Origin of the sequence: Allobosea sp. WAO, assembly GCF_001509835.1 — a bacterium.
Classification (GTDB): domain Bacteria; phylum Pseudomonadota; class Alphaproteobacteria; order Rhizobiales; family Beijerinckiaceae; genus Allobosea.
Genome location: NZ_JXTJ01000008.1, coordinates 1 through 22,949, shown reverse-complemented (window position 1 = coordinate 22,949; position 22,949 = coordinate 1). Strand labels below are relative to the sequence as shown.

Sequence of the window (22,949 nt, the reverse complement as noted above, 5' to 3'; positions counted from 1 at the left end):
AGGCGGGCAACCGAAGTCGCCCGCCCTGTTGCTCGGTGAGCCGATCAGGAGGCCGGGTCACCCCAGGCGACGCCGGTGATCAGTGCCACGGCGGAGTTGCGCCGGCGCATCCAGTTCACGGTCCGCTCGGCGCGGAAGCCGACGCTGTTGGTCTGCCAGAGCGACACAAGCTCGGCGGCGACGGGCGTGGCAGCGATGGTGTCGCCCGTGGGGTTGTCCATCATCTCGAGCGAGGCCTCGGTGGACATGTCGACCGCCACCTCGCCCTCGTCGCCGAAGTAGACGTCCTCGGCGTTCACCAGCGCGACGTAGTTGCCGACGTACTGCGAGGTGATGGCCGGCAGCCCCATGAAGGTGCCGCCGTTCAGCGTCAGCCCCGGGAATTCCGCCTGGCCGAGCGCGTTGGTCATCAGCGACAGCGACAGCGCCGTCGTCGCCGACATGACCCAGACGCCGGAGGTCAGAGCGTTGTTCGCCAGGACGAACTTGCCCATGGCGGCCTTCGCATCGGCGCGCACTGCCTCGCCGTCGTTGCCGCTCGACGCGACGGCCGTCAGGCCATTGGTGATCGACGCAGGCTTCACGTTGGCCGTGCCCGCGTTCGACGGGTCGATGAACGCCTGGTCCTGAGCCTTCGCCACAGCATTTACGATGCTGTTGCGCAGCAGCACCTCACCCGACGGCGAGCTGTCGCGGAGCTGCTCCATCGTCGCGACGACGATGTTCGCGACCTTGAGCGGGTTCATCTCCGTGCGGGTCCAGGATGGCTTGGTCAGCGGCTTCGCCTTGCCCTCGCCGACCCAGTAAGCCGCGCTCTCGCTCGCCTCGGTGATCAGCGGCACGCGGAACGGGATGCGGGTGAAGCCCGGGATACCGTTCTGGCCGAAGCGACCGATGATCGTGCGCGGGCGCAGGAACTCGACGAAGTCGGCCCAGCCTCCCTCGTTGCCGATCAGCGCCGCGTCGGTGGTCGTGTTCGACGCGATGACGGCCGCCTTCACGATCTCGACGACCTGGGGGTCGCGCTCGCCGTAGAGCTCCTTCGCGATCGTCGCCGGATCGCGGTGGGTCTTGTGAGCGAGACCGATGCATCGGACATAGCGAGCGAAGCGGATGCCCGGTTCCGGCGCATTGGCCTTGATCGAGACGGGCACACGGGCGGCGGAGCCTTCGGCGGCCGTCTTCGGCGTGCCGACAGCCTTGGCGCGGGCCGCCTGGGCAGCCTCCAGGTCACGCAGATCCTTGAGCTCGAGCTCGATCGACTTGATCTCCTCGCGGAGGGTGTCGAACTCCTCCTTCTCGGCGACGTCCTTGGTTCGGCCCTCCTCGAGGGCCTTGCCCTGGATCTCGGTGAGCTTGGTCTGCTTGGCCTGCAGCTCGGCCTCGAAGGCAACGATCTGCTCTGCGATGGTCTTCATGTCAGTGCCCTCCTTGGGCGCCGGGATAGACTTGGTCTTGGAGGTGGTTCCCGAAGCGCCGGGAGCGTCGAGCCGAACGACGCGGTGCTGCTTCTCGCCAGACGCGGCGCGCAGTTCGGTGTCGACCGACTTGATTGCGGTGATGGTGGCTTCCCAGTTCGCGGGGATGGTCACGGCCGAAAGCTCAAGCCAGAGCCACTTCATGAACCGATAGCTGTAGCTGCCCTCGATCCGGGCGGATTCGAGCGGCTGAAAGCCGATCGACAGGCCCTGTACGAGACCATGCTTGATCGACTGCCAAGCCTCGTCGAGACGATCTTTCAGAGCACCCGGCTCGTCGATCTTGGTGATCTTCGCCTTGATGACGATGCCGGCATCCGTGACCTTGGCGAAGGTAACGTGCCCGATCGGCTTGTCCGACTTGTGCTGCCAGAGCAGCGGGATCGGCAGCTTGAAGTCGGCGCCCTTGGGCTCGACGATGTCGCCGGTGCGGTCGGCCGTGGGCGTCGTGGCGATGCCCTCGATTTCGCGCGCGTCTTCATCCACCGCTTTCACGGTGAGCAGCGAATATGCTCGATTCATCGAGGTTCTCCGGTCGCCCTAGACGAACATCATCTGGAAGGACGGCTTCTTCTTCGGCTGCGGGTTCCGCACCATCAGGGTGACGGCGTTGAACAGCGCCATGAGCGGGTCGATCTTCGCGGCGCCCGAGATCTGCTTGTCGATAGCCGTCGCGTTGCCGCGGGCGACGGCCTTGGCGTTGCCGACGCACCACGCCATCAGCGCCTGTGCGGCGTTGATCATCTCGCCGCCGGCGACCTTGCGCTCCGCGGTCTTGATCGCGCCGGACATCCGCCAGCCCTGCAGCACCGCGAAGATGCGATCGATGCTGAGCCCGCGATCCGCCGACGTGAGCTCCACGACGATGTCGCCGATCCCAACCGAGTCGACGCCGATCGCCGGGCCCTCGGCGAGCAGGCCGGCATCCTCGGCTCGCATCACGAGGTCGCAGACCGCAGCGACGTCATCTCCGGGCTTCTCGACCAGCGTGATCTCGCCGGCGTCGATCAGTTCCTGCAGCTTCGATGCGATGACCTGCCGGCGCGCGAACACGATCGGGTGCATCCAGGCATGCGACCAGGTCAGCCAGCGTCCGGTCCCCTTCTCGCGTCCGATCACGGTCAGGCCGAGGAGGTCGTCCAGGCCGCCGCCGTCGATGCCGAACACCACGACGTCGCAGCGCTCAAGCAGTGTCTCGAACGTCAGCGTCGGATCGCCGTTGGCCTCCCAGAATTCCGCGCCGGCCCAGCCGTCGGACCGCTGCCGCAGGCCAACCTGAATGTTGAAGTGCTTGGCGAAGAAGATGTTCTTCGCCTCGCGCGTCCCGGTCTTGGACACCAACCCGTTCCGCAGGAAGTCGATGTCGAAAAAGCCAGTCTCGATGCTCGGGTTCGGGATCCGCCAGAGCGTCTCGTCGTTCCGCCAGATCTCGTCCTTCAGCAGGTACTCCGGGAGCTCGTAGAGGACCGGCAGCGAGGTGTGGTCGGCCACGGTCCCGTCGCGCACCGCCCGCATGTGCTCGAGGATGCGCTTGAACTCGCCCGTGGGCTCCTCATCTGCCTGCGTAGACAGCATCACGGTGAAGCCTTCCGGCCGCGCCGCCTGCGCGCCCTCGATCTCCGACAGGATGTTCGCGAACCGCGGGTTCTTACCGAACAGCCAGAGCTCGTCGATCAGGTTGGCGATCGACTTGCCGCCGCCGACAGTGTCCGCGTCCGCCGCGACCACGCGCAGCGACGAGTTCATCAGCTTGTGCTCGATCGAGCGGTAGTTCCGGTTCGCCTTGAACAGGTCGCTCAGTTGCGGGTCGAGCTCGACCATTCCCATTGCCGGCCCGAACGAGTTGTTCGCGATCTTCTGCGTCGGCGCGATGATCTGGAATTCGCCGTCGGCCCGGTCGTTCAGGATCAGCGCCGTCATCATGATGCCGGCGGCGATAGTCGACTTCCCGTTCTTCTTCGCGATCAGCAGCAGGAACGCCTTGACGGCCTGCTTTTTCGTCTCGGCGTCCCTGGCGCCGAAGATCGTGTAGACGAACTCGAAAACCCATTTCGGGCTCGACTCCCCTAAGGTGGGGAAGCCAGGCATATCCTTGACCCGGAGCCGCTTGAAGATCCGAAGCGCCTTGGCGGCGCGCTCGTGGTCGAGCGGCAGAACCGGGATGATGCTCTCGCCGGCGATGATCCGGCGCGCCCAATCCTTGCAGGCCGTGTTCCAGCTGGGCAGAGCCAGCATCGGTTACTTCTTCCGCGCCGCCGCAACCGGGAACGCCAGGACGCCTTCCGGCATCAAGTCGTTGCCCCAGTCGCCGGTCGGCTGGAGCGCCTGCTCGGCCGCGGCGACGACCGCCTCCTTCTTCGACTGCTTGCCCTTGCCTGTGGACTGAGCCGCGGGTGCGGCAGGGGTCGCCTCGGGCTCGTCGGCGGTCCAGGCCCGTTGAGCCGCCGCTGCCTGGAGCTTTGCATCCAGGTGCTTGATGGCTGCGACGTTCCCTTTGTCGGCTGCGGCCTGCAAGCGCTCCAGGTTGCGGGCCCTTTCGATGGCGTTGCCCTGGTCGAGCTCCCGCGGATAGCGCTTGCGCAGCGTGTTCCTGGAGATCTTCAGCAGGTACGCGATCTGCTCCTCGGCAATGCCGCCGGCAGCCCAGAGGCGCACCTTGTCGCGCTGCTCCTTCGAGATCGGCTTCGGCGCCGGCCCGCGGCTGCCGCGTTTCGGTGATTTTGCCATCTGTTCACAGTTTCCGAGTCGCCCCGAAAATTCCGGGGGCAAGAATTTTTTCTGCGAAGTTGCCCCCAAGCGGTGGCGGCCCCCGGTCGGGCTCGAGGTCGGGAAGCCCCCCCCTCTAATGAGCCCTCAAGGTGGTCGCGGCCGATCAGGTTGAGGCTTGCTCCGCCTTCGAGGATCAGCAGCGGCGGCGCTGGGTCGAGCCTTGCCACAAAGCTGGCCCAAGCATCGGCGATGCGCTCCTGCTGCTCTGCGGTGATGACGTTGGGCACCATGATGACGAAGCGGTCGCCGGGCTTCACTTCAAGTCGCTGCATATCGCCGATGAAACGGATTGCGGCCTGGTCGCTCATGGGCTGGCTTCCTATGCGCCGTGGCGTGCGGCTCTGGCGCGATGGGTTTTGCGGACGTGGCAGGATGCGCAGCGGCACATGCCGTTGAGAGGATCGAGCGCACGGTGCGGGGCGTCCTGCCGTTCCTCGACATGGTCGGCATAGAGCGCGACACCGGGGCCGCTGCGCGGCGTGGCTCGGTCGTGCTCCGGGTCTTGGCAGCGGTAGCCGGCGCGTTCCTTTACCTGCCGTGCCCATGTGCGATGAGCGGCGGTCCCCAATTCGGCGTCGGTCTGCTTCGGCGCCACGGGGACAAGCGGCGGGAGCGAGCTGGCCAGAGGCGGGAGAGCGCGGAGGCGTGCCATGGACTAAGCTCGCAGAAGGAGGTTTCCCGAATGAATTATGAGTCGCGCCTGAAATGGGTGGATATCGTGCGGGGATTGCGTCGCGATGTGATGCGGCTCGCATTGCAGGAGCGGTTTCCAGAGCACGAAAAGGCCAAGCAGGAGCTGGAGGAGATGGAACGCCACGGCCGCGCCAAAGGCTGGAGGCACCCGGACGACCAGACCCCTGAAATGCAAAAGCCCGGCTCGCTATGAACCGGGCTTCGCTGGGGCGGCGCCTCAACCCAGTGCATCCGTGGGGAGACGATTCGCCTTGTGGAGATAGTTCTGAATCATCTTCTTCAAAACGTCAACAATGATTTTTGATTTGTGCGTTTAGATTGAAGATGGCGCAGACATGGAAAAGCCCGCAGGGCGAACCGTGCGGGCTCAACGCTCTGAGCGCGTGCGCTGCCGCTAGTGGCGCGGATCGGGCTCTTCGAGGCCGTAGTCGGCGACGACCACATACCCCGAATTGGCCTTCTTGGTTTCGCCGCCGACTGTGATCTCCCTGGCGGGCTGCCAGATGACCGTGACCACGACACCCTGGTCCTCGCTGATCTGATCCAGTGCTTCCTGCAGCAACTTCGCGTCGTCCTCGACCGAAATCACTTTGTATCCATCGTCACTCATAGCAGGCTCCTAACATGAGCCGGGACCATAGGCCGGCTGGCTCTAGGGCGATAGCCGAGCACCTTGGCCTTCACGCGACTATTCCGTGAGCAAACGGAGCCGGCGCAGATAATCCGGCAGGTCGTCGCGATATGCTGGACCAAACATGCAGACGGTCCGCGTCCCACTCTCGATCTCGGTACGGCCGGCATCTGCAACGACAAAGCACGGGATGCCGGCTGCTTTGGCCTCCTCCTCTACTCGGTCAAGCGCCGCCCCGGAGTCGACACGGACCGCGACCTTGGGCGTAGCGCTCTCAATGTAGGCCCGCATCAAATCCGGGCGATCCTGCGCAACGATCAAATGCAGCCAGCCGGCGGCGTGCATTGCCTGAACCGCGAGTTTGCCGCGAGACAGCGCCAGGTCAGTTCGCACCGCGAGCCACATTTTCAGCTCGGGCTTCTGCGGCGCCGGCTCAAGCATCAGCATCGTCCGGCTTTGCCATGCGGGCGCCCTCGCCTATGCCGTCGCTGTCGTCGAATAGGCGGACACCGTTTGCCATCAACGCTGCGCGGATCGCCTTGAGCGTGTCGGCGCCGGGATTAGTCATGTCCGCTTCGATCCGGGCGAGCGTAGCCCTTCCGATCTTGGCCGCCTTCGCCAATTCGTCTTGCGTCCAGCCTAGCAATGCGCGGCCTGCGCGGATTTGGCGAGCTGTGATCACTTCGGCGACGCTGGCATTCTTATCCGTCTTGCGCGCCTTGACCTGGCTACCAACTACAACAGGCGATGCAGCGGCCGGCCCGCGCGAGCCAAGCGGGTTTATGGGAATCGCCGGATCGTAGCGGATAGCCAATCTGCCCTCCAACAATTTTGAGAAATCTGTATCACGCCCTATTGACGGCGCAGCGGACGTGATACATATTCGCTCATATAGAGCACATCAAGCGCTTTGGACGACACAGGCCGATTGTGGCCTTCCATTTTGGAGACCGTCAGATGACCACCTTCAAGCTCAATGGAATCTCGCTTTCCGCCGGCGCGGCGCAGAACGGCCTGCCGCTCGCCTCGCGTCCCTTCACTACGCCGGGCGCTGGCGACTATGCCGAGCGCGCGGAAGGCCGGGACCGTCGCCGGGTGCGCCGCGCTCGCCTCGCCGACAAGCGCTCTTTCCTCGCTAGCATGTGAGGGGCTGACGATGGCTCTTGCCTTCGATACTCTCGGATATGCCAAGGCGCTTAAGGCTGGCGGTGTGAAAGCCGCTGATGCCGAAGCGATGGCGGAAGCCGCGCGAGATTTCATCATGGCCGAGATCGCGACACGCGAGGACCTGCGGCAGGCGCTGGAAGTCCAGACGCTGCGCCTTACGATCCGCCTCGGCCTGATGGTGGCAGGCGGTGCGGGCAGCATCCTTGCCGCCGGCTTCCTCGCGGTGCGCTTCCTCGCCAATCTCCCGCACTGATCCTGCGGCGCGGCCTTAGCGCCGCGCCCTCCCCCTCATCCATTCCACGATGACGCGCGGCGATCGCCAGCGCGAACGGCGAAGGATTCCCCCATGGCACGCTTTCGCGCCACTCTCGACATCTGGCCCCTTTCTGACGCAGAGCGCGCCGCGCTCCCGGTCGGGCAGTGGGTCACGGCTGGACCCGATGGCCCGCGCGGCCGCTTCTATGGGCAGGGCCGCGCCTCTACCGTCGTCGCATGGGTCGGCAACGCCCGGCGCTCCCGGGACTATGCCGGATATATGCGCGCCATTCGCGACTATGGCCGCAGCGTTCGCATGGTGCGGCCATGACCGGCAATCAGGCCTATGAAAGCGCCAAGCTGCATCGCGCCCATTGGGACAAGCTCGTCGCGGACGCAAGCGCGCGGCTGAAGGCTGTTCCGGGCGTCGGCAGTGGCCCGCATGGGCTTACGCCCGACGAAGTGAAGCGCCGGCCGGACTACCAGCAGGCGCGCGCAGAGTATCAGCGGCTCTTTTCTGCCTCCCGAAACTGGAACCGGCATTTCGTCGCCGTCTTCGGGGCTGAAATCCGCGCCGAACGTCGCGCCCGCGCCTGATCCCTACAGCGCGGACGCCTGGCCGCCCGCGCCCTTCCTGAACCTCACCCCACCACAACGCGCTCGCCCATGGCTGGAGCGCGAACCCTGGAGCTTTGTCCGATGACCAATGCGACCGTTGGAACCGCCCTTCTCGCCCCCAGTGGCGCGCCCGGCTACATTGCCGAGGTTCGCCCCGCGCCTGCCAACACCTTCACGCTGTCCGGCGGGATGCGTCCCGCTTCCGCCGAATATGTCTGCTGCTTCGACAGCCACGTTTCCGAACTGATCGACGGGATTGCGGCGCCGTTCATCGCCCGCGCCAAGGCCGCCGGGATCCCCGACATTTCGCCGGAGGAAGCGGCGCGCCGCCTTGCCGCGTCACGGCAGGCGATGGCCGATAGCCGCGACGCGGCCCGGCTCGCCGATGAAGCCCAGCGCCAGACGCGCGCGGCATTCGATGCGGACGCCGCGAACCGCATCCCGGCATGGGCCAAGGCCGCCATTGTGGCGGAGCTGATCGAGGACGAATCCGACATCGCGTCGGATTATTTCGGTTCCAAGCGCACGCGGGCCGTCATCCTCGGCTTTTCCAAGCATACCCGCGACCTCTTCCCGGAGATGCGGGCGGCCGCTCGCAACTTCGCCGAAACCGCCCGTCTCGCGGACGCGCCGGAGGCAGCCGAGCACCGCGAGAAATATTCGATGGGCGGCGGTTTCTACCTGAAAGACGGCTACCGCCATTCCAGCGGCTGGCAGGTCTCCAAGGTTTCGCTGCGCGACGACAACCCGGCCGCCAGCCTCCCCACTGCGGAATGGTCGCTGGCGGCCCCGGCCGCGCCGCCCGTCGCGCTCGAAACCGCCGGAGGCCTTCGGATCGAAGAGCACACGCACACGAAGAAGGGCTTTGCCATGTTCGTCTGCGTCATGCCGGAGCGTGTCGAGCGCGACGAGTTCGAGCGCCTGCGGGACGCCGCTCAGGCAATGGGGGGCTGGTACTCCCGGCCGTGGGGCCGTACTCCCGGCGGCTTCGCCTTCAAGGATCGTGCGAGCGCGGAGGCGTTCGCCAATCCGGCGGAGGTTGCAACGCCAGCGGAGCCGGCGGCCCGCGTCCAGCCGGCGCGCAACGGCGCCCCGGTTGCGGCGAAGCTCCGCGCGCTCGCTGATGGCATGGCGGATGACATCGCGCACAAGTTCGCTGAGCGCCGAAGCAATACGCCGAAGCAACAGCGGGAGGCAGCAAGCGCGCGGCTCGACGGCTTCCAGCTTCAGCGGGCGCAAGCCGGGCTGCGAGCGCTCGCCGATCTTCATGAAGCCGGCCAGGTTCCCGGCGCGCTCGCTGGCGTGACCAGCAAGAAAGCCGCCATGGACCTCGCCCGCGCCGAAATCAATCGGTCGGGCGGCTACTATGACGCGGGGCACGAGACCGGGCAGCCGGCCAGCGACACGGACGCGGCCCGGCTATTCTGGGACCTTGTCGCGGACGCAGGCAAAGCCGAGCGCGCAGCAGAAGAACTGCGGCGCAAGGTCGATGCCCTGAAGCTCGCCAGCATCCCCGGCTATTTCCCGACGCCTGCGGCCGTCGTCGATCGGATGACCGATGCGGCGCGCCTACCGGAGGGGCCATGCCTCATTCTCGAACCGGAGGCCGGTAGCGGAGCGATCTGCGAAGGCGTCGCCCGAGCTGCCCCGCTGGCGAAGGTCGAGGCCTTCGAGGTCAACAGCCGGCTTCGCGAGGTGCTGCAAATGAAGGGGGTTGCCCTTGTCGGCTCCGACTTCATGGAGGCCGCGCCGGAGCCGCGCTTTGACCGGGCGGTGATGAACCCACCTTTCGAGAACGGGCAGGATATCGCGCACGTTCGCCACGCCTTCCAGTTCCTGAAGCCGGGCGGCCGTCTCGTCGCGATCATGTCGCCCGGCCCGTTCTTCCGGCAGGACCGGCGCGCCGTCGAGTTCCGCGAATGGTTCGAGGCCTTGGGCGGCGAGCGCGAAGACCTGCCGGCCGGCTCCTTCAAGGAAAGCGGCACGGGCGTCGCGACCGTCCTCGTCGTCATTGACGCGGAGGGCTGACCGATGCCCCGCTATCAGCTCGCCCGCGACGTGCAGATGATTTTCCAAGGGCTGCACACCGTCCGCGCTAAGGCCGGCACGCCGCTGCGCATGGTCATGTGCGGCACAGGTCCGGGCTACGTGATCCCCGTCGCTCGCGTCGAAACCGACAGCGCCACGGGGCGCGGAACCATCTGGGCGCACGACACCACCTTTTACCACATCTGGGCCCCGGCGGACGCTGTCGAGGAGGTGCTTTCATGACCGCGCCCGCCCTCACCCCTGCCGCCGCCTATTCGATCGGGCCAGCCCGCTACGCCAAGGGAAAGATGGTCATCGTCCCGGCGCGTGACGGCTCCGGCTTCAAGACCCGCGCCGCCTAGCTGGCGCCAAGGGCATCGGCGGGAAATGGGTTCACCGCTCCGGCGGGTACACCGTGAGCCCGGCCGCTGCGCGCCGCTTCGAACGGCTCTATGCCGATGGCTGGGACGCCTCGATTTTCGGCGCGCTGGAGCCGCCTCGCGAGGTGGCAGCATGACCTGCCGCCCCTACGTCCCGCACGCCAGCCGGCCCGGCTATTCCGCGCTCGCCTTTGCCTTCTACGCCGCTCGCGCTGCGCTCCTGCTGGCGAGCCTCTCGGTCGGCGCCGTTGCGCTCGCCCTCTCCCCTTTCCTCGCTTTCGGAGGTTGAAACCATGCCGCGATTTTCAGTCCTGATCCGTTGGGAAGACGGCGACGAAGAACAAGGCGAGTTCGGTTGGACCGGGCTTGCCGACAATGAAAGCGACGCCGAGGCGAAGGGCCGCGCCGCGATGCGTGACTCCTACATCGAGCAGTACGGCGAGGAGGGCGAAGACGAGGACGAGCTTTGCGAGCACCGCACCGACGCGGAAGGCAAGTTCGGCGGGTCCCTCATCGACATAACGCGCGGCGCCGCATGGCAGGCGCAGGAGCTGGAAGACGCCTTGCGCGGTCTGCTGAAGGCCTCCGACGAGCACGCCGCGCGCTGCGGCTGGTCTGACCATGGCGAGCGGGAGGCCGCGCGCAAGCTTCTGGCCGACCTGGATAAGGAGGGCTGATCGATGCTGGCGATCCTCGACCGCGCGGCTATCCACCGCGCCCGCAACGCCTTCCACACGGCTCGCCATCGGCTTCGCTATCGCCTGGAGCGCTATGGCAGGGCCCTGCGCTACGCCCGCAGCGCCATGACCGCAGATGACGCACATCAGTTCATCTACGAGGCTGAGTACAGGGCCGGGCACTACTCGCTCGCGGCGTTCACCGTGGCGGAAGTGATGGACGCCGCCGCTGAGCGCTGGGGCAACGTTCCCGGCATGCAGCGATGGGCCGTCGATGCCGCCGCGCGCGTGTCCGGCAAGTGGAACGACGATACCAGCGAGTTGCCCGGCGCCGCCTGCGAATGGGCACTCCAGATCATGCAGGAATATGCCGCCGCCGATGGTGTCCAGCTTGTGGAGCAGGACGAGGACGACGAAGGCGAGGAGGCTTGAGCGTGGACGCGATCCCAGAATTCGACAACACGCAGGCCGACGCCGAGGGCTGGGGCATTTACGAGTGCGACGGCTCCAGCAATGGCCCCTATCAGATTTGCCGCGACGACGAGGCAGCCGTCTTTGCCAGCGATGACGCGGCCTGGCGGCACGTCATAGACGGGGCCACTGCCGGCAGCGCCTACCACATCCGCGCGATGGACTACATCCGCGAGCACAATCCCGCCGAGTGGTGCGCCTACGGCCGCGAGCACAAGCGAGTCCTGACCCACAAGTGCGGCGCGCCGATGCTCGACGCCGAGGGCTATCTGATAAACGCCGCCGGCCAGCGCATCAGCTACGACGCCGACGACGAGCCACTTCGCTTCCGCCAGGGCGGCGGTGCTGTGCGGGAGCGCTGAGCGATGCCCTCCCCTGCACCCCGCATTCCGCAGACGCTAGACGTCGGCTTGATGATCTGCCTCCGGCTCGAGGATCAGCCGATGGCGGTTCACGACTTCGACGAGGACGCCGCCACGATCGAGGCCGTGGACCATATCGCGCTCGTCGACAACAGCGACCCGAGCAACCTCGTCATCTTCACACAGAGCGGCGTGCGCTTCGTCGTCCGCATCACCAGGGAGGGCTGAACCGATGGCGCGCGACGACGGGTTTGTCCGATACACCCTTCGCATCCCTGAAGCGCTCTATGCGCGCGTCCAGCGGCCGGCGCTGGCACTGGCAGAAAATTACCCAGCGCCAGCGCCGGCCGGCGACGTACTCGCCTCTCTCCGCGCCATCCTGCCGTTGGCGGAGAGCCGAGCGGAGGACATGCTGGAATGCGCGGAGGAATGCGAGGCGAGCACGCTCAAGCATCCTACTAACCAGGGCATCGCCAGCAACGCGGCTGAAGCACGGGACAATGCAAACAAGGCCGTCGCCGCTGTCGACGCCGCGAAGGCGCTGCTCGCCAGCCTGGACACGGAGGGCGGCGCCCGTGGCTAAGCGCAAGCACCCCTTCCACTGGTCGGTCTATTCCCCGCTCTCCGATCAGCTCAGCAGGATCGCGAACGACGAGCGGCTCGACCAGGATGTCGGCAAGCTCATCGCCGAGGCGAACCATAAGCTCTGGCAGGCCTGGGACCTCCAGGCCGAGAACGAGCGGCGGGCCGAGACGAAGGCGGCGCCGCGCTACGCCTAGACCCCGCATTCCGCCGCTTGCGCGGGATCGCCGCCAGGAAGACCATCGCGGTGGAGGTTAGCCATGACCGACCCTCGCTTAGAAGCCGCCGTGGAAGCCGCAGCCAAGGCAATGCACGAGAAGTCCCGCGAAAAGCGGATGCTGCACTGGGAAACGTGCAGCGACGATTGGCGGGACGGCATGCGCCTGTTCGTCCGACCTATGGTCGTGGCAGCGCTGGAAGCCGCCGACGCCTACCCGAAACCGAATTAAGAGGAGCTCAGATGACCGGCTATACCCCGCAGCAGATTCTGGTAGCGCTCGGAAAGGCACGCCGGCACGCTTGGCTCACCAAAAAGACCGTGCACGTCGTCGAAAACGACGGCTTCCTATCTTGGTTGCGGGGCCCGCTGATCTCGGTCGACGAGGTGAAGCCCGACCATATCGTGGTGATCCGGGACGTGCATCCGCAGCCGCAGACCGGTGAAATGGTCGAGGCCTATTGCAAGGCTGTCCTCCATGATCCGCATCGGACCGGCCACATCGCGGACGCGCTGCGCGGAATCTTGAACGCGCCAGCCGGCCAGCCACTGGAGACTGAAGCGGTCGCGCTCCTGCTATGGGACCTCGCCGCGCAGATATCGGCAGCCGACCACAAGGCTCGACACGAAAACATGAAGCTCCAGTTCAACATCTATCGCCGCGACCTGCCCGGCTACCAGGAACCGCGGCGCTAGCGCACCCCCGCCTTTCCACGGACGCCTGAATCGCGCAAACAGAGGAGACCCCATTGCTGGACACCGTGAAGCCCGTGGCGAAGCGATACGAGTACGAGAGGATGACGGCCGCGCAGTTCCGACAGGCGCTGGAGACGGTCGGCCTCTCCGAGGGGCGCTTCGCGAGGCTTTTCGGCACCATCCCCAGGCGGGTCCGGTCCTGGGCCACCGGGGAGGAGGATATCCCGCACGCCGCACTGTTGGCTTTATCTTTGCTGACGCTTCCCGGCGCCGTCGAGATGGCCGAGCGCGTGACCGATTCCGTGATCAGCGATACCCGACCGGCGGACAGCCAGTAAATCTCTGAGCGATCCTGTGGGAGAAGAGCCCGTTGGCCCTTTGCCGACGTCTGGAACGTCCGGTTATGGGCGGTTCGATTTCGCGTCGCGCCGCATGACCGAATCTCGCCCTTAGGCGAAATTCGGAGCGTCCGGTTTTGGACATTTCGCCCGCTTGGGCGGCGCGTCGAGGATCGGCCAATTGCTCACCAGCAGGTTTTCAACGGCAATCATGAGATAGCTGTCGTTCTAAGGCCTAGAGCCATTCGAAAGATGTCGCCCCTTCTTGCGACAATACCTACTTCGTTTTGGCAGTTGGCACGGCTCATCGGCGGCGTGAGCGGGCAAACACGCGGCGCACCGTGGCCCGTCCCTCGGCTTCTAGGACGTAGTCATGGGCGATATCGCTCGCGTCATATAAGCCGAACTCATCGACCGAACGTGCCAGCTCATAGCCTGCCGCGTCGACCCACAGCACTTCCTCATCGCCCGAGATCGGAAGCACATTGTAGAGCTTCCTGCCACCCGTCGTGCCGGTAAGCTCGGCCTGCTCCGGCACGGGCTCGGCGCGCTCGCGCTCGCGGACTGGCAGGCTCTTTTCCCAAGCCAAGAAACGCTGCGGGTCGATCAGGTCTTCCGCAGCCGGATCATCGACCTCGCCGGCGAGCCACTCCTCGAAATCGGCGCGCATCCCTTCGGCTTCCTCGCGCGTCTTGGCGCGCCCTTGCGCCAGAGCAAAGGCGACAAATGGATCGAGGGTGCCCCACCGCAGCAGCTCGCGCGCCCAGAAGCCGAACCAGGGCAAACCCGTCGTCGCCCTCCATTCGGCGAGCGATGGCACGGCGAGCGGGTCGCCCGCGCCTGCGGTCCATTTCTGCGCAACGACCGCTCCAAGCGCGACGCCGAGGCGAAATTCCAGATTGTCGGCGACGAAGCGTTGTCGCGCACGCAGACCGTCCGCGTCCGGCACGGCAGCGCCCGGCCCGCGCATCCACCAGCCGAGCACATCGGTCCAGTTTTCCAAGATATTCTGGTCGGTAACGGTATCGCGCACCCGAAATCCGAAACCGCGGTCGTCCTTGAGCAACTCGCCCAGCGCCGCGAACCGCGCGAGCCGCTCGGCCGCGCTTTCGGTGCCATAGTCGGTCGCCGCCGCAAGCTGCGCGGCAATGGACGGGGCGATCGCCTCGAACCGGCGGCCGACGTGAGGTGACAAGCCATACTGATAGAGTCGCCGGCGCTCTTCGGCATCGGGATAGATGGTCTCAACGATCGCGCGGCCGCGCCGCACGATTGCTTGTTCGAGCCAGGCCTCTTGCGCTGCCGCAGCCACGGTGAAGGTCTTTTGCCAGAGCGACGCCAATTTCGCCTCGGCGGCCGCGCCGTCAAGCCCGTCGTCGAGCAGACTCAATTCCTCAAGCGCGGTCATGACGAAGGCATCGAGCTCGTCGACGGTATCAGCGAGGCGCGAAAATCCATCGGTGGCGCCGGTGCCGGCCTCATCGCTAACGTCCTCGGCCTGGACCTGATCGAGCCAGTCGAGAAAGGCCTCGTCGGTGACGTGACCGAAATACGCCCGAGCCTTTTCGCGAAGCTCCTGAAGTAGCATAGAGAGCGGGCTCAGCGTCGCATCACCCGCCAATTCATCGCGCCGCAGATTTTCGCGCAGCGCATCATAGTCCTCTTGCAGCACCGCCATCTGGTCGCGCTGGGTCTGCTTCTGTCCGTTCGCCGTAGTGGCGATCGAGGTCGGTAGGGCGACGAGCGTCAGCCCTTCCATACCCTTGGTCGCGCCAGGCCGCCCCGCGCGTCCGGCAAGGTTACGAAATTCTGCGGGGGTGAACGGTGTGATAATTGGACGCTGGCGAACATTGTCATAGGCGCTGCGCTTGAGCGAGGTAACGAAGATGATGTCGAAGGGGAGATTAACACCCTCGGTCAGCGTCGCGGTGGCCACCGTAATCGGACAGATCTTCTCGTCGATGAGCGCGACTATAAGGCGGCGCAGGCGTTGGGGCATCTGGCCGTGGCTGGTCGCGATCCCCCGGTCGAGCAGCTTCACCTCATACGAGTCCGGCCCACAATAATCGACGCAGGCAGCGCGCGCTTCGGCGAACAGTTCGCCTCGCCGCCCCTCGGGTGGCTGGAACGCCGGCAATTGCTGCCAGGCCGGTAAGGCGAAGGCCTGCACATACCAGCCCATCGTCTGCTCGGGCTCCTGCGCAAGCGAGATAAGGATGCGGAGATTGGCGGCGGTGAGACTAAGCGCGGTCCACAGCACCGTGACCTGGTTAAAGCGGTTGAGGCTGCTGCGCATCGAGGCCGGCAGCTGGGGCATCGGTGGGGTGGTGAGATTGAGATAGACCGGATCGTCGCGACCCTGAACATAGAGCGGCCGGCCGTTCATTAGCTCGAGCAGCATCTTGCAGCGCCGCTGTGGCGCTGTCTCTAGCACGCCGATCACCTGTCGCGTGCTGCGGTAGCGCATCCCGATCGCCTGCGCGTTAGCCTGCCCTTCCATCCACCGCGCGACCGGCCCTGCTGCTCCGCCGGCCACCGCGGTCAGCGCGATGCGGACGATGTCAGGCGCCTGGGTAAGCAATCGCGCCACAAAACTCTCGAGCCGCAACGCGCGGCTGCTATGGTCGGCGAAGGCGCTTCGGCCACTCTCGGTGTCCTCGGGCAGAACCTGATGCGCTTCATCGACGATCAACAATCGCAATCGGCTGAGCAACAGCGGCGCGAGATAGCGCATAAGCGCGTCGGCCTTTTCGACCGTGGCGATGAGCACGGTCGGGCGATCAGCGTTCAGCCAATAGTCGGTGATCCCCCAATCTGCGCCGCCATATAGCCCAGTGATAATGAGATCGCGCCCAAGCTCGGCGGTGAGTTTGGCTTCGACCTCTCCGGCCAGCGCGCGCGAGGGGACCAGATAAAGCGCGAGCGGAACGACCTCGCCATGGTCGCGCAGCAGCAATTCCTTCACTAGGCCGAGATTGGCGACCAGCGTCTTGCCCGAACCGGTCGGGGTGCAGAGTGCGAAGGAGGAGTTGTCGAATAGGCGATTGAGCCCGGCACGCTGTGACGACCAGAGGATGCCCCGCCCTCGCGCGAACTGGTCACGCGCGAACGCCAGCATGCGCGGCATGCGCTCGACATTGAGCTCGCCGAGAGCGCGTGCTGATCGGTAGATACTTGCATCGGCGAAACGTGAGCCTACCTGCCGCAGCAGGCTAATTAGCAGAGAAACGTCATCGCTGAAGGTGCGCACAGCCATCGCGTCGAGCGCCTTAAGCTTGGCAGAGGCCTTTGCGAGCCGCGCATCGTCCCCACGGCGCACCGAGTCCGCGAAGAGCCCGAGAGCGCGCACCAGCTCAACCGTGAAATACCAGGCAAGCCGGTCATCCTGCTCCTCCTCGAGAATCCTCCGGGAAGCGTCCGCCACGGTCAGGTCGGGATGTTGCTTCCAGAATGTCATGGCGAGGGTCAGAACTTCGTCGAAGTCTGCCTTCAGGAACGCGGCGAACAGTGACGGACCATCCTCCTCGAGATCTAGCTGGCCGAGCAGTCCGGATGCCATGGCCGGGAGGCCGCCGAGCTGAAATGCCGCACCTGCGAGGAGTTCAATCGGCGCCAGGGTCTTGGTCCCATCGTTCGACCGCGCCAGCCATTCCAAGATTTCACCGGCACGCCGGTAGCAGTCGATCGCGCGCGGCGCGTCATGGCCTTCGATCTCCGCGAAAATTTCGGCGGCCTGCAACAGGCTGCGCGCGTCCGTGAGCTGTCCTTCGGAATCCGCGCGGTTCCACCCGATCGTATCGACCTGCCAGCCGACCTGGAGACAGCGCACGTAGGCGCGGGCCTGATTGGCGGAGAGCTCGTTCTCGAGCGCGAGGCCGACGCGAGCACTGTTAGCGATCTCAAGACGAAGCGGATCATGAGCCGGCATCAGGCGCTCCAGAGCGCGTCATAGACGCCATCTATGACGTCGTCGCCGTCGGTCAGGATAAGCTCGACCACCTGAAGATCGTGCGGCGCCATATAGTCTTTGGGCACCTCGTCCCAGGGAATGAGCGAGTGTGTCGCCTCTCGGCTCGACACGTCCCCCCCTGAAATCATGATGAGATTGGTGCGGGGCAGCTGTTGCGCTCCCTTTACCACCAACACCCTGTCGAGCGCGGCAATGGCTGCCGAATAGCCCTCGGGATCGATTTCGCGCAGCAGCCGCTGCAACTGTCGCAGGCCGTGTGGCGCCGCGATATCGCGGTTCACCTGATACCAGATGCCCTTGCCGTCATGCTCGAGCTCGTCAGTATCCGGGTTTTTCTTCTTTTTGCCGTACATGAGTTCGGCAACGACAGCGGGCTGAAGTTTCTTGCGCCATTTTGCCTCACCGGCGATGAACCGGATCACCTCGCCAGCTTCATTTAGTGCGAGTGCAAGGAAGTCCGACCCGCGGCGGCCATACACTTCGCGCTTGCGCTTCTCGTCACGCACTAGCGCGAATAGATAGGCCTCTGCATCCTCATGGTATCGAAACAGAAAGACCGGAATCTTCCAGTCGTGGCCGCCGATATAGACGTAATGCTCGGTAAGCATGCCGGCCATAACCTCGCCGAACAGTCCGCGCCGCGTGATCGAGGGCAGGCAGGTGGGATAGGTCGTATGGACGCCCTCTGCGTTGGCGTCGGGATGAAGGTCGATCCCCATCTGCTCATGGAAGAAGGCGCGCGCATCGGCATGGGCGGATTCAAAATAGCCGACGAGGTCAGCGATCAGCGCATCGTCGCAGTCGCAGTCCTGCTCCAGCAGAAGATGGCCATAATTGTTGACGACGCTCGGATAACCCTTGAGCCAGCGGTCAAGCGCATCCTTCGGCGGCGGACAGATATGCAAGGTCAACGCGGAATCCTCACCCTCGTTCAGGAAAACGCCCACCCACAGACAGTCGATTCAGGAGCGCCGAATCAGACTTTTGATCGATATCATGCAGAACTCGATGGCCCAGATGTTCTGATGCTCATTTAGCGTTGGCTGCGGGAAGCTCCCCGCGCCATGTGCTTCCGGATTTCGGACCTCCGCGAAGAAGCGCTTGAGCAGATTACCTTCCCATGCATCGATAAAACGACCGCCTGATGCTAGGTTATCGATGTAGTTGGCCGCGCCGCGCTCCTTCCGATGCGTCCAACCTCTGCGGTCGCTGATAATTTTGATTGTGCTTTCAAGCGCTCTCGAAGCCAGCAATGCTGCGTTCGGACCGCCAGTATCCCTCTGCTGCACCGCGCCCTCCATGTCCTGTCGGACATTGATCCACTCTTTTCCGGCGACAAGCGTCCAAAACGGCTGGACCACTTCGTCCATGAGCCGTTCGTCATCGACAGGCAGGAAGTTCAAATCTCGGTAGGTCAGCCGCAACGCCGAGGCTTTGAGGAAGCCGTTAATGCGATCTTCGATCGCCGCCCATTGAACCTGAAATGGCTCATAGCAGCAGGCTAACAGATACTCGAGGTAGGTTAGGCGCTCTTCGGGCTTGGCCTTGGAGTCGGCGACATACTGACCGCTGTCTTCAATGAAGCACGTCTTCCACTCCAGCGGCTCCGGGCGCATGGAGAAAAGCACACAGATGCCAAGCTCGGTCGCGGCGAGTCTGTGCGCACCGGAAACCGCCTCGTTTACTGCGTCGAAGCGCACGGCATCATAGCCCGAGACCAGATTTTCCAGCAGGCTTGAGCACGTGAAATTCGCCATGCTGTTGGCAAAGAGCTCGAATTTCTCGCGGTTCGCGCTGTCGATGAGCGAACGCTGAGAATATCGGTTCGCAAACGCTGCGAAGGGTGGTCCGGTCAACACGTCGCCGCCTCCTTTGGGCAGACCCCAACCTTACGCAACGTAGGCGTCCAATACCGGCGGAGTGAGACCTTCGAAACAAGTGCGTCTAAGCCGAATTGGCGCGACGGCCAACGCGGTGTCGTAGGCGACAAGCTCGTCCGTTCTGACCCGTGACCGGAAAAAGCCACGACTACGGTGTCATCAGGCGAGGTATCACGAAGCAATAGAAACTCTGCTTCAATACGCGCCCGCGTGACGTCGTGGTCTGCTCGCAAAAAGGTGCTGTCGCCCAGCGTATAGCTGAAGAGCGCTTCCAGCGCGCTAGCATTACGCTTGGCGCAGTTCAATTCGTAGATTTCGGGAGCGTGATAGCGATCGATGCCAATGAACAGCCCGCGAAACCCCATTCCGCGCCGTCCTAGCCTTGCAGTTTCTTGAGCAGTTCGGCTGCTGTTCCAAGGCGGCCGCGACGCTGCTGGATCAGCCGCGCGACCTCCGCGGGGAGCCTCGCATTATATTCGTCGAGTTGGGCCCGCTGCGCATTCAGATAGTCGGGAATCTTGGCCAGGGTGCTGTCGATGTGTTCCTTGGCTTCGTTGGCTTGAGCCGCTGGCACGGTGATCCCGATGATTAGCGTGTTGCTGCGGACCTCGCCATAGGGTGGGTTGAGTGTGTAACGGTTGGGCTTGAGCTTCCAGAGTTGTGGATCGCCGCTGAACGGAATCCTTTTGCTTGCCTTGAGGCCCGGAACTTTCATCGGGCCATTAGGCAAATGATAGCGGAAGTGGTCTCTAGTCTCCGCCTGTCCCTCTTCGACCTTGGCCTCCGCCTGGTCCGTGTGAAGCGTTAACGGCTCGACGCGGAAATCCTTGAGAACAAGCTCGACGATTTCCTCATCGGACTTCGCATTGAACGTCGGCTCGGAAATCTTGTCGACTGCTGCGGGCAGTAGCGTGAACTGGTGGCGCAATCCAGCGTCCAGATCACCCTTATAAAACAGGATATCTCCAATCAGCGCCATGTCATCACACCTCCAGCAGCGTCTGGCTATCCAAGTCAAAACAGCCAAGATTCGCAAGGAACATGGAACGAACAAATGACATTCCGCCAGCCCTGTCGAAACGGGCGCGCGCAAAATGGAATCTGTGAGGTCGTCTCGCGAGTACCACTTCCTGTCGGTGAGCTGACTCTCTTCAATGCCTAGGGAATTGCCGCAATCACCGTTGTCGCGACGCCGATTAGATTGGGCGGCTGAATGTCCGCGACGGGGCGAAAAGCAAGAGTCCCCAAATGGCGGAGACCGACGGCGGGGCAAGTGCCTAAGAACGTCTGGCTTGTATGGGGGAGTGGAATTGACCAAATATTGACGCGGCGGTACCTCCGCACCCATAGTGGACTTCTTAGATCCCGCTTTTCGGTTAAATAAAGTTTCCTTTGAGCGCGCGTCGCGAGCTATTTTTCATTGATTCAGGCGAGTTTAGTAATGTTTTTCCAAAAATTATATCTGCGTATTGATTGAAAGGGAAACAATAATGGGAAATTTGGAACAGAAGAAACCGGACGCCAGCGATGGTTCGGACGAAGGAAATGTGTCGTTCGCCCACAAACTGTTCGCGGCAGCTGCGGGCCAATGGAGCGGCGCCGAACAGGGCAGCATCATGGCCGTCCTCAAGGCCTGGATGAAGATGATCGAGGAAGAGTTGCGGGAAAAGCAACGAACCATTCTCGACATCTTTTCGCGCATCAACGTTCATGACGATGAAATCGCGAAGCGTGTCAAAACGTCGGAATACCAATCGCTGCTACGAAAATCCTTTCGTAATTGGTCGGGAACCGAAAGTGAAAAGAAGCAGGACTACGTCCGAAATATACTTTGCAATGCGGCGAGCACGCGGATCGTCAGCGATGACGTGGTAGGCCTTTTTATTGATTGGCTACAGAAATATTCAGAATTTCATTTTGCCGTCATTGGCGAGCTTTATCGCAATCCCGGCTCGACTCGCGGTGAAATATGGGGAAATCTTGGCAAAGGTGACGTGCGCGAGGACTCTGCCGACGCAGACTTGTTCAAGTTGCTGGTACGGGACCTGTCGACCGGGGGCATCATCCGTCAGCACCGGGAGACTGACTATGCAGGTAATTTCATCGCCAAAAGGAGGTCGACGCCGGTCCGTCACGCAAACAACCGACAACTGAAGTCAGCTTTTGACGAGACGGAGGCTTACGAGCTCACGGCGCTCGGCAAGCAATTCGTCCACTACGCGATGACCGAATTGACCGTCAAAATTCAGTACCAGCCTGCCCAGGCGCCCGACGCCACCGAGCCTCAGCCCATACATTGATGGTGCGGGAGGATGGTAAAACTTGAAGAACGAGTCGAGCAGCTTGTCGCCGAAGACGCTCAAGAGGCGCTTCGGCTCCGCCTGAGGCGCATGACGAGTGCGACCATTTGCGATCGGATGCTTGCGGACAAGCATCCGTCCATGACGTCGAATCTCAGGAGATCAAAGGCGGAAGGCGTAGCATCGGCCGTTCGGAGCGCCTTGGGCTTCTGGGAAGCGGCGCCAACCGCTTTGAACGCCCGGCTTCTGTCGCAGTACTATTTCGCACTTCAGCTATCCATCGCAGAACAGGTCGCAGGCCCTGATGAGAACGCCAGCCTCGAGACTATTCAGCGTCACACGGAGCAGGGACACGGTCTGGGGACGCTCCGCGCACTGGATGGTGTCTTTCCGGAAAACTACTTCGTCGCCGCGCTGAAATCCGGCCATTTCGGCTCTTACTGCAGGGCGAAGGGCCATGACGTGGATGCGTTCGCATTCGACTCACGTCCGCGAAGCTGGTCAAAGGTCAAGGAAGAAGAAAGGGCGAGGCTTGTCTCCCTTACCGATTTGCTAAGGCGGATCCCCGAGTTACGGCCGCTTATCCCGGAGTGTCTTGGTCTGCCACCGCTATCATTCCACCTAGTTCACGCGTTGAAAAACTTGGAGATCGAGAGCGAACTGCGAGCCGAGCACCTAAAGCGAACAGGTAAGTTTCCTGCGAGCCCAGTCGGCGGGCCGAACAACGGCAATACAAAGACGACCTATCTGCTTTTTTCGACCGGGTTCGGTGGGGGCCAGGGAATCACCGCCGCGTTCCTTTCGTCCCTCGGGTTTCCGATCCAGAACATCGTCGCTCAAAAAGAAGATGATGACCCCAGCCCCAACTTCATGGGCGAGTACGTCCATCCCGAGAATGAATTTTGGTGGCAAAGCCTGCCGCTTTACAAAGCTGCAACAGGCACCAGCATCGTTGTGCCACTATGGCAGACTCACGATCTCTTCGTCATCCATTTCGTGACGCTCTACGCGCTAAGCATTGTCGTCAGATACCTTCCCTCGCTCTGGCACGAGATCGAAAATGGCGTGCTCGACCATATAAAGGCGCTTCTCGACCATTATACTTCCGTCGTAAGTGTCGTGCTGCCCCAGATGGGCATACAACGCATCACGGGTGTTCGCCTCAACCTCATTTATCCGGGCTCAGGCAGCTCACCTATTTAGTTGCTATTTCAACTCGGCGCCGCAATGCGCGCTGCGTTGCTGAGCGTATCGTCTCAAAGTCCGCTTTCGGACCGGTTGCGCATGACTAATTATCGGCCAGCCCCGGCCGGAACCTTCGTTTGCGTCACGTCAGGATAGGATCGCCAGCGGACATCGCTCAGGCGAACTGCTAATGTCCGCTTCCAGGCAACGTCCCAAGTTCCGCTTCTGGCGGATACCGTTGAAAAAGTTGGC

Annotated in this window: 30 protein-coding genes; 19 read left to right on the top strand and 11 right to left on the bottom strand. The window is 63.4% G+C overall.

All coding sequences use genetic code 11. The annotated features are described in order from the left end of the window. Positions 1–44 precede the first annotated feature (44 nt). The 4 genes from DK26_RS14970 to DK26_RS28565 form a co-directional block, all read right to left on the bottom strand. Positions 45–2,000: a phage major capsid protein gene (locus tag DK26_RS14970; protein ID WP_066473947.1), complete on the bottom strand. Its 1,956-nt coding sequence runs from the start codon at positions 1,998–2,000 to the stop codon at positions 45–47. An 18-nt stretch (positions 2,001–2,018) separates the two neighbouring features. After that, positions 2,019–3,713 carry a terminase large subunit gene (locus DK26_RS14965; protein WP_066473945.1) on the bottom strand — a complete coding sequence of 565 codons (1,695 nt, stop codon included), beginning with the start codon at positions 3,711–3,713 and terminating at the stop codon, positions 2,019–2,021. A 3-nt stretch (positions 3,714–3,716) separates the two neighbouring features. After that, positions 3,717–4,247, bottom strand: coding sequence for a hypothetical protein (locus DK26_RS14960; protein WP_157089668.1), 531 nt, complete (start codon positions 4,245–4,247; stop codon positions 3,717–3,719). A 319-nt stretch (positions 4,248–4,566) separates the two neighbouring features. Then, a complete protein-coding gene (locus tag DK26_RS28565) occupies positions 4,567–4,899 on the bottom strand; it encodes an HNH endonuclease (RefSeq protein WP_083533251.1) in 333 nt (110 codons plus the stop codon). 30 nt (positions 4,900–4,929) lie between these two features. On the opposite strand from DK26_RS28565, the gene DK26_RS28560 reads away from it, so the two are divergent. Then, the gene (locus tag DK26_RS28560) at positions 4,930–5,133 is read left to right on the top strand and encodes a hypothetical protein (RefSeq protein ID WP_083533250.1); all 204 of its coding nucleotides are present in this window, start codon (positions 4,930–4,932) and stop codon (positions 5,131–5,133) included. 201 nt (positions 5,134–5,334) lie between these two features. On the opposite strand, the gene DK26_RS14950 is transcribed toward DK26_RS28560, so the two are convergent. From DK26_RS14950 to DK26_RS14940, 3 genes are all read right to left on the bottom strand, one after another. After that, a complete protein-coding gene (locus DK26_RS14950) occupies positions 5,335–5,550 on the bottom strand; it encodes a hypothetical protein (RefSeq protein WP_066473937.1) in 216 nt (71 codons plus the stop codon). A gap of 78 nt (positions 5,551–5,628) precedes the next feature. Continuing rightward, positions 5,629–6,018 (bottom strand): aminoacyl-tRNA hydrolase, encoded by a 390-nt coding sequence (locus tag DK26_RS14945; protein WP_066473934.1) that lies wholly within the window; start codon positions 6,016–6,018, stop codon positions 5,629–5,631. Then, complete coding sequence (locus DK26_RS14940) at positions 6,005–6,385, bottom strand: helix-turn-helix transcriptional regulator (protein WP_066473932.1); 381 nt, start codon at positions 6,383–6,385, stop codon at positions 6,005–6,007. The genes DK26_RS14945 and DK26_RS14940 overlap by 14 nt, the downstream gene beginning before the upstream one ends. Positions 6,386–6,528: 143 nt before the next feature. Here DK26_RS14940 and DK26_RS14935 point away from each other — a divergent pair, with 143 nt between their 5' ends. From DK26_RS14935 to DK26_RS14870, 16 genes are all read left to right on the top strand, one after another. Continuing rightward, positions 6,529–6,717, top strand: coding sequence for a hypothetical protein (locus DK26_RS14935; protein ID WP_066473929.1), 189 nt, complete (start codon positions 6,529–6,531; stop codon positions 6,715–6,717). A 10-nt stretch (positions 6,718–6,727) separates the two neighbouring features. Next, positions 6,728–6,991, top strand: coding sequence for a hypothetical protein (locus DK26_RS14930; RefSeq protein WP_066473927.1), 264 nt, complete (start codon positions 6,728–6,730; stop codon positions 6,989–6,991). A gap of 329 nt (positions 6,992–7,320) precedes the next feature. Continuing rightward, on the top strand, positions 7,321–7,590 hold the full coding sequence (locus DK26_RS14920; protein ID WP_066473923.1) for a hypothetical protein: 270 nt from the start codon (positions 7,321–7,323) through the stop codon (positions 7,588–7,590). Positions 7,591–7,692: 102 nt separating this feature from the next. After that, on the top strand, positions 7,693–9,639 hold the full coding sequence (locus DK26_RS14915) for a methyltransferase (protein ID WP_066473922.1): 1,947 nt from the start codon (positions 7,693–7,695) through the stop codon (positions 9,637–9,639). Between the two features lie 3 nt (positions 9,640–9,642). After that, the gene (locus DK26_RS14910) at positions 9,643–9,882 is read left to right on the top strand and encodes a hypothetical protein (RefSeq protein ID WP_066473920.1); all 240 of its coding nucleotides are present in this window, start codon (positions 9,643–9,645) and stop codon (positions 9,880–9,882) included. Further along, positions 9,879–10,001: a hypothetical protein gene (locus DK26_RS29870; RefSeq protein WP_282568039.1), complete on the top strand. Its 123-nt coding sequence runs from the start codon at positions 9,879–9,881 to the stop codon at positions 9,999–10,001. The genes DK26_RS14910 and DK26_RS29870 overlap by 4 nt, the downstream gene beginning before the upstream one ends. A 151-nt stretch (positions 10,002–10,152) precedes the next feature. Further along, positions 10,153–10,308 (top strand): hypothetical protein, encoded by a 156-nt coding sequence (locus DK26_RS29035; protein WP_157089667.1) that lies wholly within the window; start codon positions 10,153–10,155, stop codon positions 10,306–10,308. 4 nt (positions 10,309–10,312) lie between these two features. Further along, positions 10,313–10,696, top strand: coding sequence for a hypothetical protein (locus tag DK26_RS14905; protein WP_066473919.1), 384 nt, complete (start codon positions 10,313–10,315; stop codon positions 10,694–10,696). A gap of 3 nt (positions 10,697–10,699) precedes the next feature. After that, positions 10,700–11,128: a hypothetical protein gene (locus DK26_RS14900; RefSeq protein ID WP_066473917.1), complete on the top strand. Its 429-nt coding sequence runs from the start codon at positions 10,700–10,702 to the stop codon at positions 11,126–11,128. Positions 11,129–11,130: 2 nt separating this feature from the next. After that, on the top strand, positions 11,131–11,529 hold the full coding sequence (locus DK26_RS14895; protein ID WP_066473914.1) for a hypothetical protein: 399 nt from the start codon (positions 11,131–11,133) through the stop codon (positions 11,527–11,529). An 81-nt stretch (positions 11,530–11,610) separates the two neighbouring features. Then, positions 11,611–11,757 carry a hypothetical protein gene (locus DK26_RS29030; RefSeq protein WP_157089666.1) on the top strand — a complete coding sequence of 49 codons (147 nt, stop codon included), beginning with the start codon at positions 11,611–11,613 and terminating at the stop codon, positions 11,755–11,757. 4 nt (positions 11,758–11,761) lie between these two features. Next, positions 11,762–12,112 (top strand): hypothetical protein, encoded by a 351-nt coding sequence (locus DK26_RS14890; RefSeq protein ID WP_066473911.1) that lies wholly within the window; start codon positions 11,762–11,764, stop codon positions 12,110–12,112. Then, positions 12,105–12,308 carry a hypothetical protein gene (locus DK26_RS14885; protein WP_066473908.1) on the top strand — a complete coding sequence of 68 codons (204 nt, stop codon included), beginning with the start codon at positions 12,105–12,107 and terminating at the stop codon, positions 12,306–12,308. Before DK26_RS14890 ends, DK26_RS14885 begins: the two co-directional genes overlap by 8 nt. Positions 12,309–12,371: 63 nt before the next feature. Continuing rightward, positions 12,372–12,560 (top strand): hypothetical protein, encoded by a 189-nt coding sequence (locus DK26_RS14880; protein WP_066473906.1) that lies wholly within the window; start codon positions 12,372–12,374, stop codon positions 12,558–12,560. Between the two features lie 11 nt (positions 12,561–12,571). Then, positions 12,572–13,024, top strand: a complete 453-nt coding sequence (locus DK26_RS14875; RefSeq protein ID WP_066473904.1) for a hypothetical protein — start codon at positions 12,572–12,574, stop codon at positions 13,022–13,024. Positions 13,025–13,077: 53 nt separating this feature from the next. Further along, entirely contained in the window at positions 13,078–13,362 is a 285-nt protein-coding gene (locus DK26_RS14870; RefSeq protein WP_066473902.1) for a hypothetical protein, read from the top strand. Positions 13,363–13,666: 304 nt separating this feature from the next. On the opposite strand, the gene DK26_RS14865 is transcribed toward DK26_RS14870, so the two are convergent. The 4 genes from DK26_RS14865 to DK26_RS14850 all read right to left on the bottom strand — a co-directional run bounded on the left by DK26_RS14865 (position 13,667) and on the right by DK26_RS14850 (position 20,191). Then, a complete protein-coding gene (locus DK26_RS14865) occupies positions 13,667–17,290 on the bottom strand; it encodes a DEAD/DEAH box helicase (RefSeq protein WP_066473901.1) in 3,624 nt (1,207 codons plus the stop codon). Beyond that, positions 17,290–18,243, bottom strand: a complete 954-nt coding sequence (locus DK26_RS14860) for an aminotransferase (RefSeq protein ID WP_248309984.1) — start codon at positions 18,241–18,243, stop codon at positions 17,290–17,292. The genes DK26_RS14865 and DK26_RS14860 overlap by 1 nt, the downstream gene beginning before the upstream one ends. Positions 18,244–18,294: 51 nt before the next feature. After that, entirely contained in the window at positions 18,295–19,188 is an 894-nt protein-coding gene (locus DK26_RS14855) for a hypothetical protein (protein ID WP_157089665.1), read from the bottom strand. Positions 19,189–19,588: 400 nt separating this feature from the next. Continuing rightward, on the bottom strand, positions 19,589–20,191 hold the full coding sequence (locus DK26_RS14850) for a hypothetical protein (RefSeq protein ID WP_066473892.1): 603 nt from the start codon (positions 20,189–20,191) through the stop codon (positions 19,589–19,591). Between the two features lie 511 nt (positions 20,192–20,702). On the opposite strand from DK26_RS14850, the gene DK26_RS14845 reads away from it, so the two are divergent. Further along, positions 20,703–21,512, top strand: a complete 810-nt coding sequence (locus tag DK26_RS14845) for a hypothetical protein (RefSeq protein ID WP_248309983.1) — start codon at positions 20,703–20,705, stop codon at positions 21,510–21,512. A 12-nt stretch (positions 21,513–21,524) separates the two neighbouring features. After that, complete coding sequence (locus DK26_RS14840; protein ID WP_066473887.1) at positions 21,525–22,715, top strand: hypothetical protein; 1,191 nt, start codon at positions 21,525–21,527, stop codon at positions 22,713–22,715. The last annotated feature ends 234 nt before the right edge of the window (positions 22,716–22,949 follow it).

What these genes read in the sequence shown, in the direction of transcription:
- DK26_RS14970 (WP_066473947.1), bottom strand. Translation starts at nt 2,000, where the DNA reads ATGAATCGAGCATATTCGCTGCTCACCGTGAAAGCGGTGGATGAAGAC.
- DK26_RS14965 (WP_066473945.1), bottom strand. Translation starts at nt 3,713, where the DNA reads ATGCTGGCTCTGCCCAGCTGGAACACGGCCTGCAAGGATTGGGCGCGC.
- DK26_RS28565 (WP_083533251.1), bottom strand. Translation starts at nt 4,899, where the DNA reads ATGGCACGCCTCCGCGCTCTCCCGCCTCTGGCCAGCTCGCTCCCGCCG.
- DK26_RS28560 (WP_083533250.1), top strand. Translation starts at nt 4,930, where the DNA reads ATGAATTATGAGTCGCGCCTGAAATGGGTGGATATCGTGCGGGGATTG.
- DK26_RS14950 (WP_066473937.1), bottom strand. Translation starts at nt 5,550, where the DNA reads ATGAGTGACGATGGATACAAAGTGATTTCGGTCGAGGACGACGCGAAG.
- DK26_RS14945 (WP_066473934.1), bottom strand. Translation starts at nt 6,018, where the DNA reads ATGCTGATGCTTGAGCCGGCGCCGCAGAAGCCCGAGCTGAAAATGTGG.
- DK26_RS14935 (WP_066473929.1), top strand. Translation starts at nt 6,529, where the DNA reads ATGACCACCTTCAAGCTCAATGGAATCTCGCTTTCCGCCGGCGCGGCG.
- DK26_RS14930 (WP_066473927.1), top strand. Translation starts at nt 6,728, where the DNA reads ATGGCTCTTGCCTTCGATACTCTCGGATATGCCAAGGCGCTTAAGGCT.
- DK26_RS14920 (WP_066473923.1), top strand. Translation starts at nt 7,321, where the DNA reads ATGACCGGCAATCAGGCCTATGAAAGCGCCAAGCTGCATCGCGCCCAT.
- DK26_RS14915 (WP_066473922.1), top strand. Translation starts at nt 7,693, where the DNA reads ATGACCAATGCGACCGTTGGAACCGCCCTTCTCGCCCCCAGTGGCGCG.
- DK26_RS14910 (WP_066473920.1), top strand. Translation starts at nt 9,643, where the DNA reads ATGCCCCGCTATCAGCTCGCCCGCGACGTGCAGATGATTTTCCAAGGG.
- DK26_RS29870 (WP_282568039.1), top strand. Translation starts at nt 9,879, where the DNA reads ATGACCGCGCCCGCCCTCACCCCTGCCGCCGCCTATTCGATCGGGCCA.
- DK26_RS29035 (WP_157089667.1), top strand. Translation starts at nt 10,153, where the DNA reads ATGACCTGCCGCCCCTACGTCCCGCACGCCAGCCGGCCCGGCTATTCC.
- DK26_RS14905 (WP_066473919.1), top strand. Translation starts at nt 10,313, where the DNA reads ATGCCGCGATTTTCAGTCCTGATCCGTTGGGAAGACGGCGACGAAGAA.
- DK26_RS14900 (WP_066473917.1), top strand. Translation starts at nt 10,700, where the DNA reads ATGCTGGCGATCCTCGACCGCGCGGCTATCCACCGCGCCCGCAACGCC.
- DK26_RS29030 (WP_157089666.1), top strand. Translation starts at nt 11,611, where the DNA reads ATGGCGGTTCACGACTTCGACGAGGACGCCGCCACGATCGAGGCCGTG.
- DK26_RS14890 (WP_066473911.1), top strand. Translation starts at nt 11,762, where the DNA reads ATGGCGCGCGACGACGGGTTTGTCCGATACACCCTTCGCATCCCTGAA.
- DK26_RS14880 (WP_066473906.1), top strand. Translation starts at nt 12,372, where the DNA reads ATGACCGACCCTCGCTTAGAAGCCGCCGTGGAAGCCGCAGCCAAGGCA.
- DK26_RS14875 (WP_066473904.1), top strand. Translation starts at nt 12,572, where the DNA reads ATGACCGGCTATACCCCGCAGCAGATTCTGGTAGCGCTCGGAAAGGCA.
- DK26_RS14865 (WP_066473901.1), bottom strand. Translation starts at nt 17,290, where the DNA reads ATGCCGGCTCATGATCCGCTTCGTCTTGAGATCGCTAACAGTGCTCGC.
- DK26_RS14850 (WP_066473892.1), bottom strand. Translation starts at nt 20,191, where the DNA reads ATGGCGCTGATTGGAGATATCCTGTTTTATAAGGGTGATCTGGACGCT.
- DK26_RS14845 (WP_248309983.1), top strand. Translation starts at nt 20,703, where the DNA reads ATGGGAAATTTGGAACAGAAGAAACCGGACGCCAGCGATGGTTCGGAC.
- DK26_RS14840 (WP_066473887.1), top strand. Translation starts at nt 21,525, where the DNA reads ATGGTAAAACTTGAAGAACGAGTCGAGCAGCTTGTCGCCGAAGACGCT.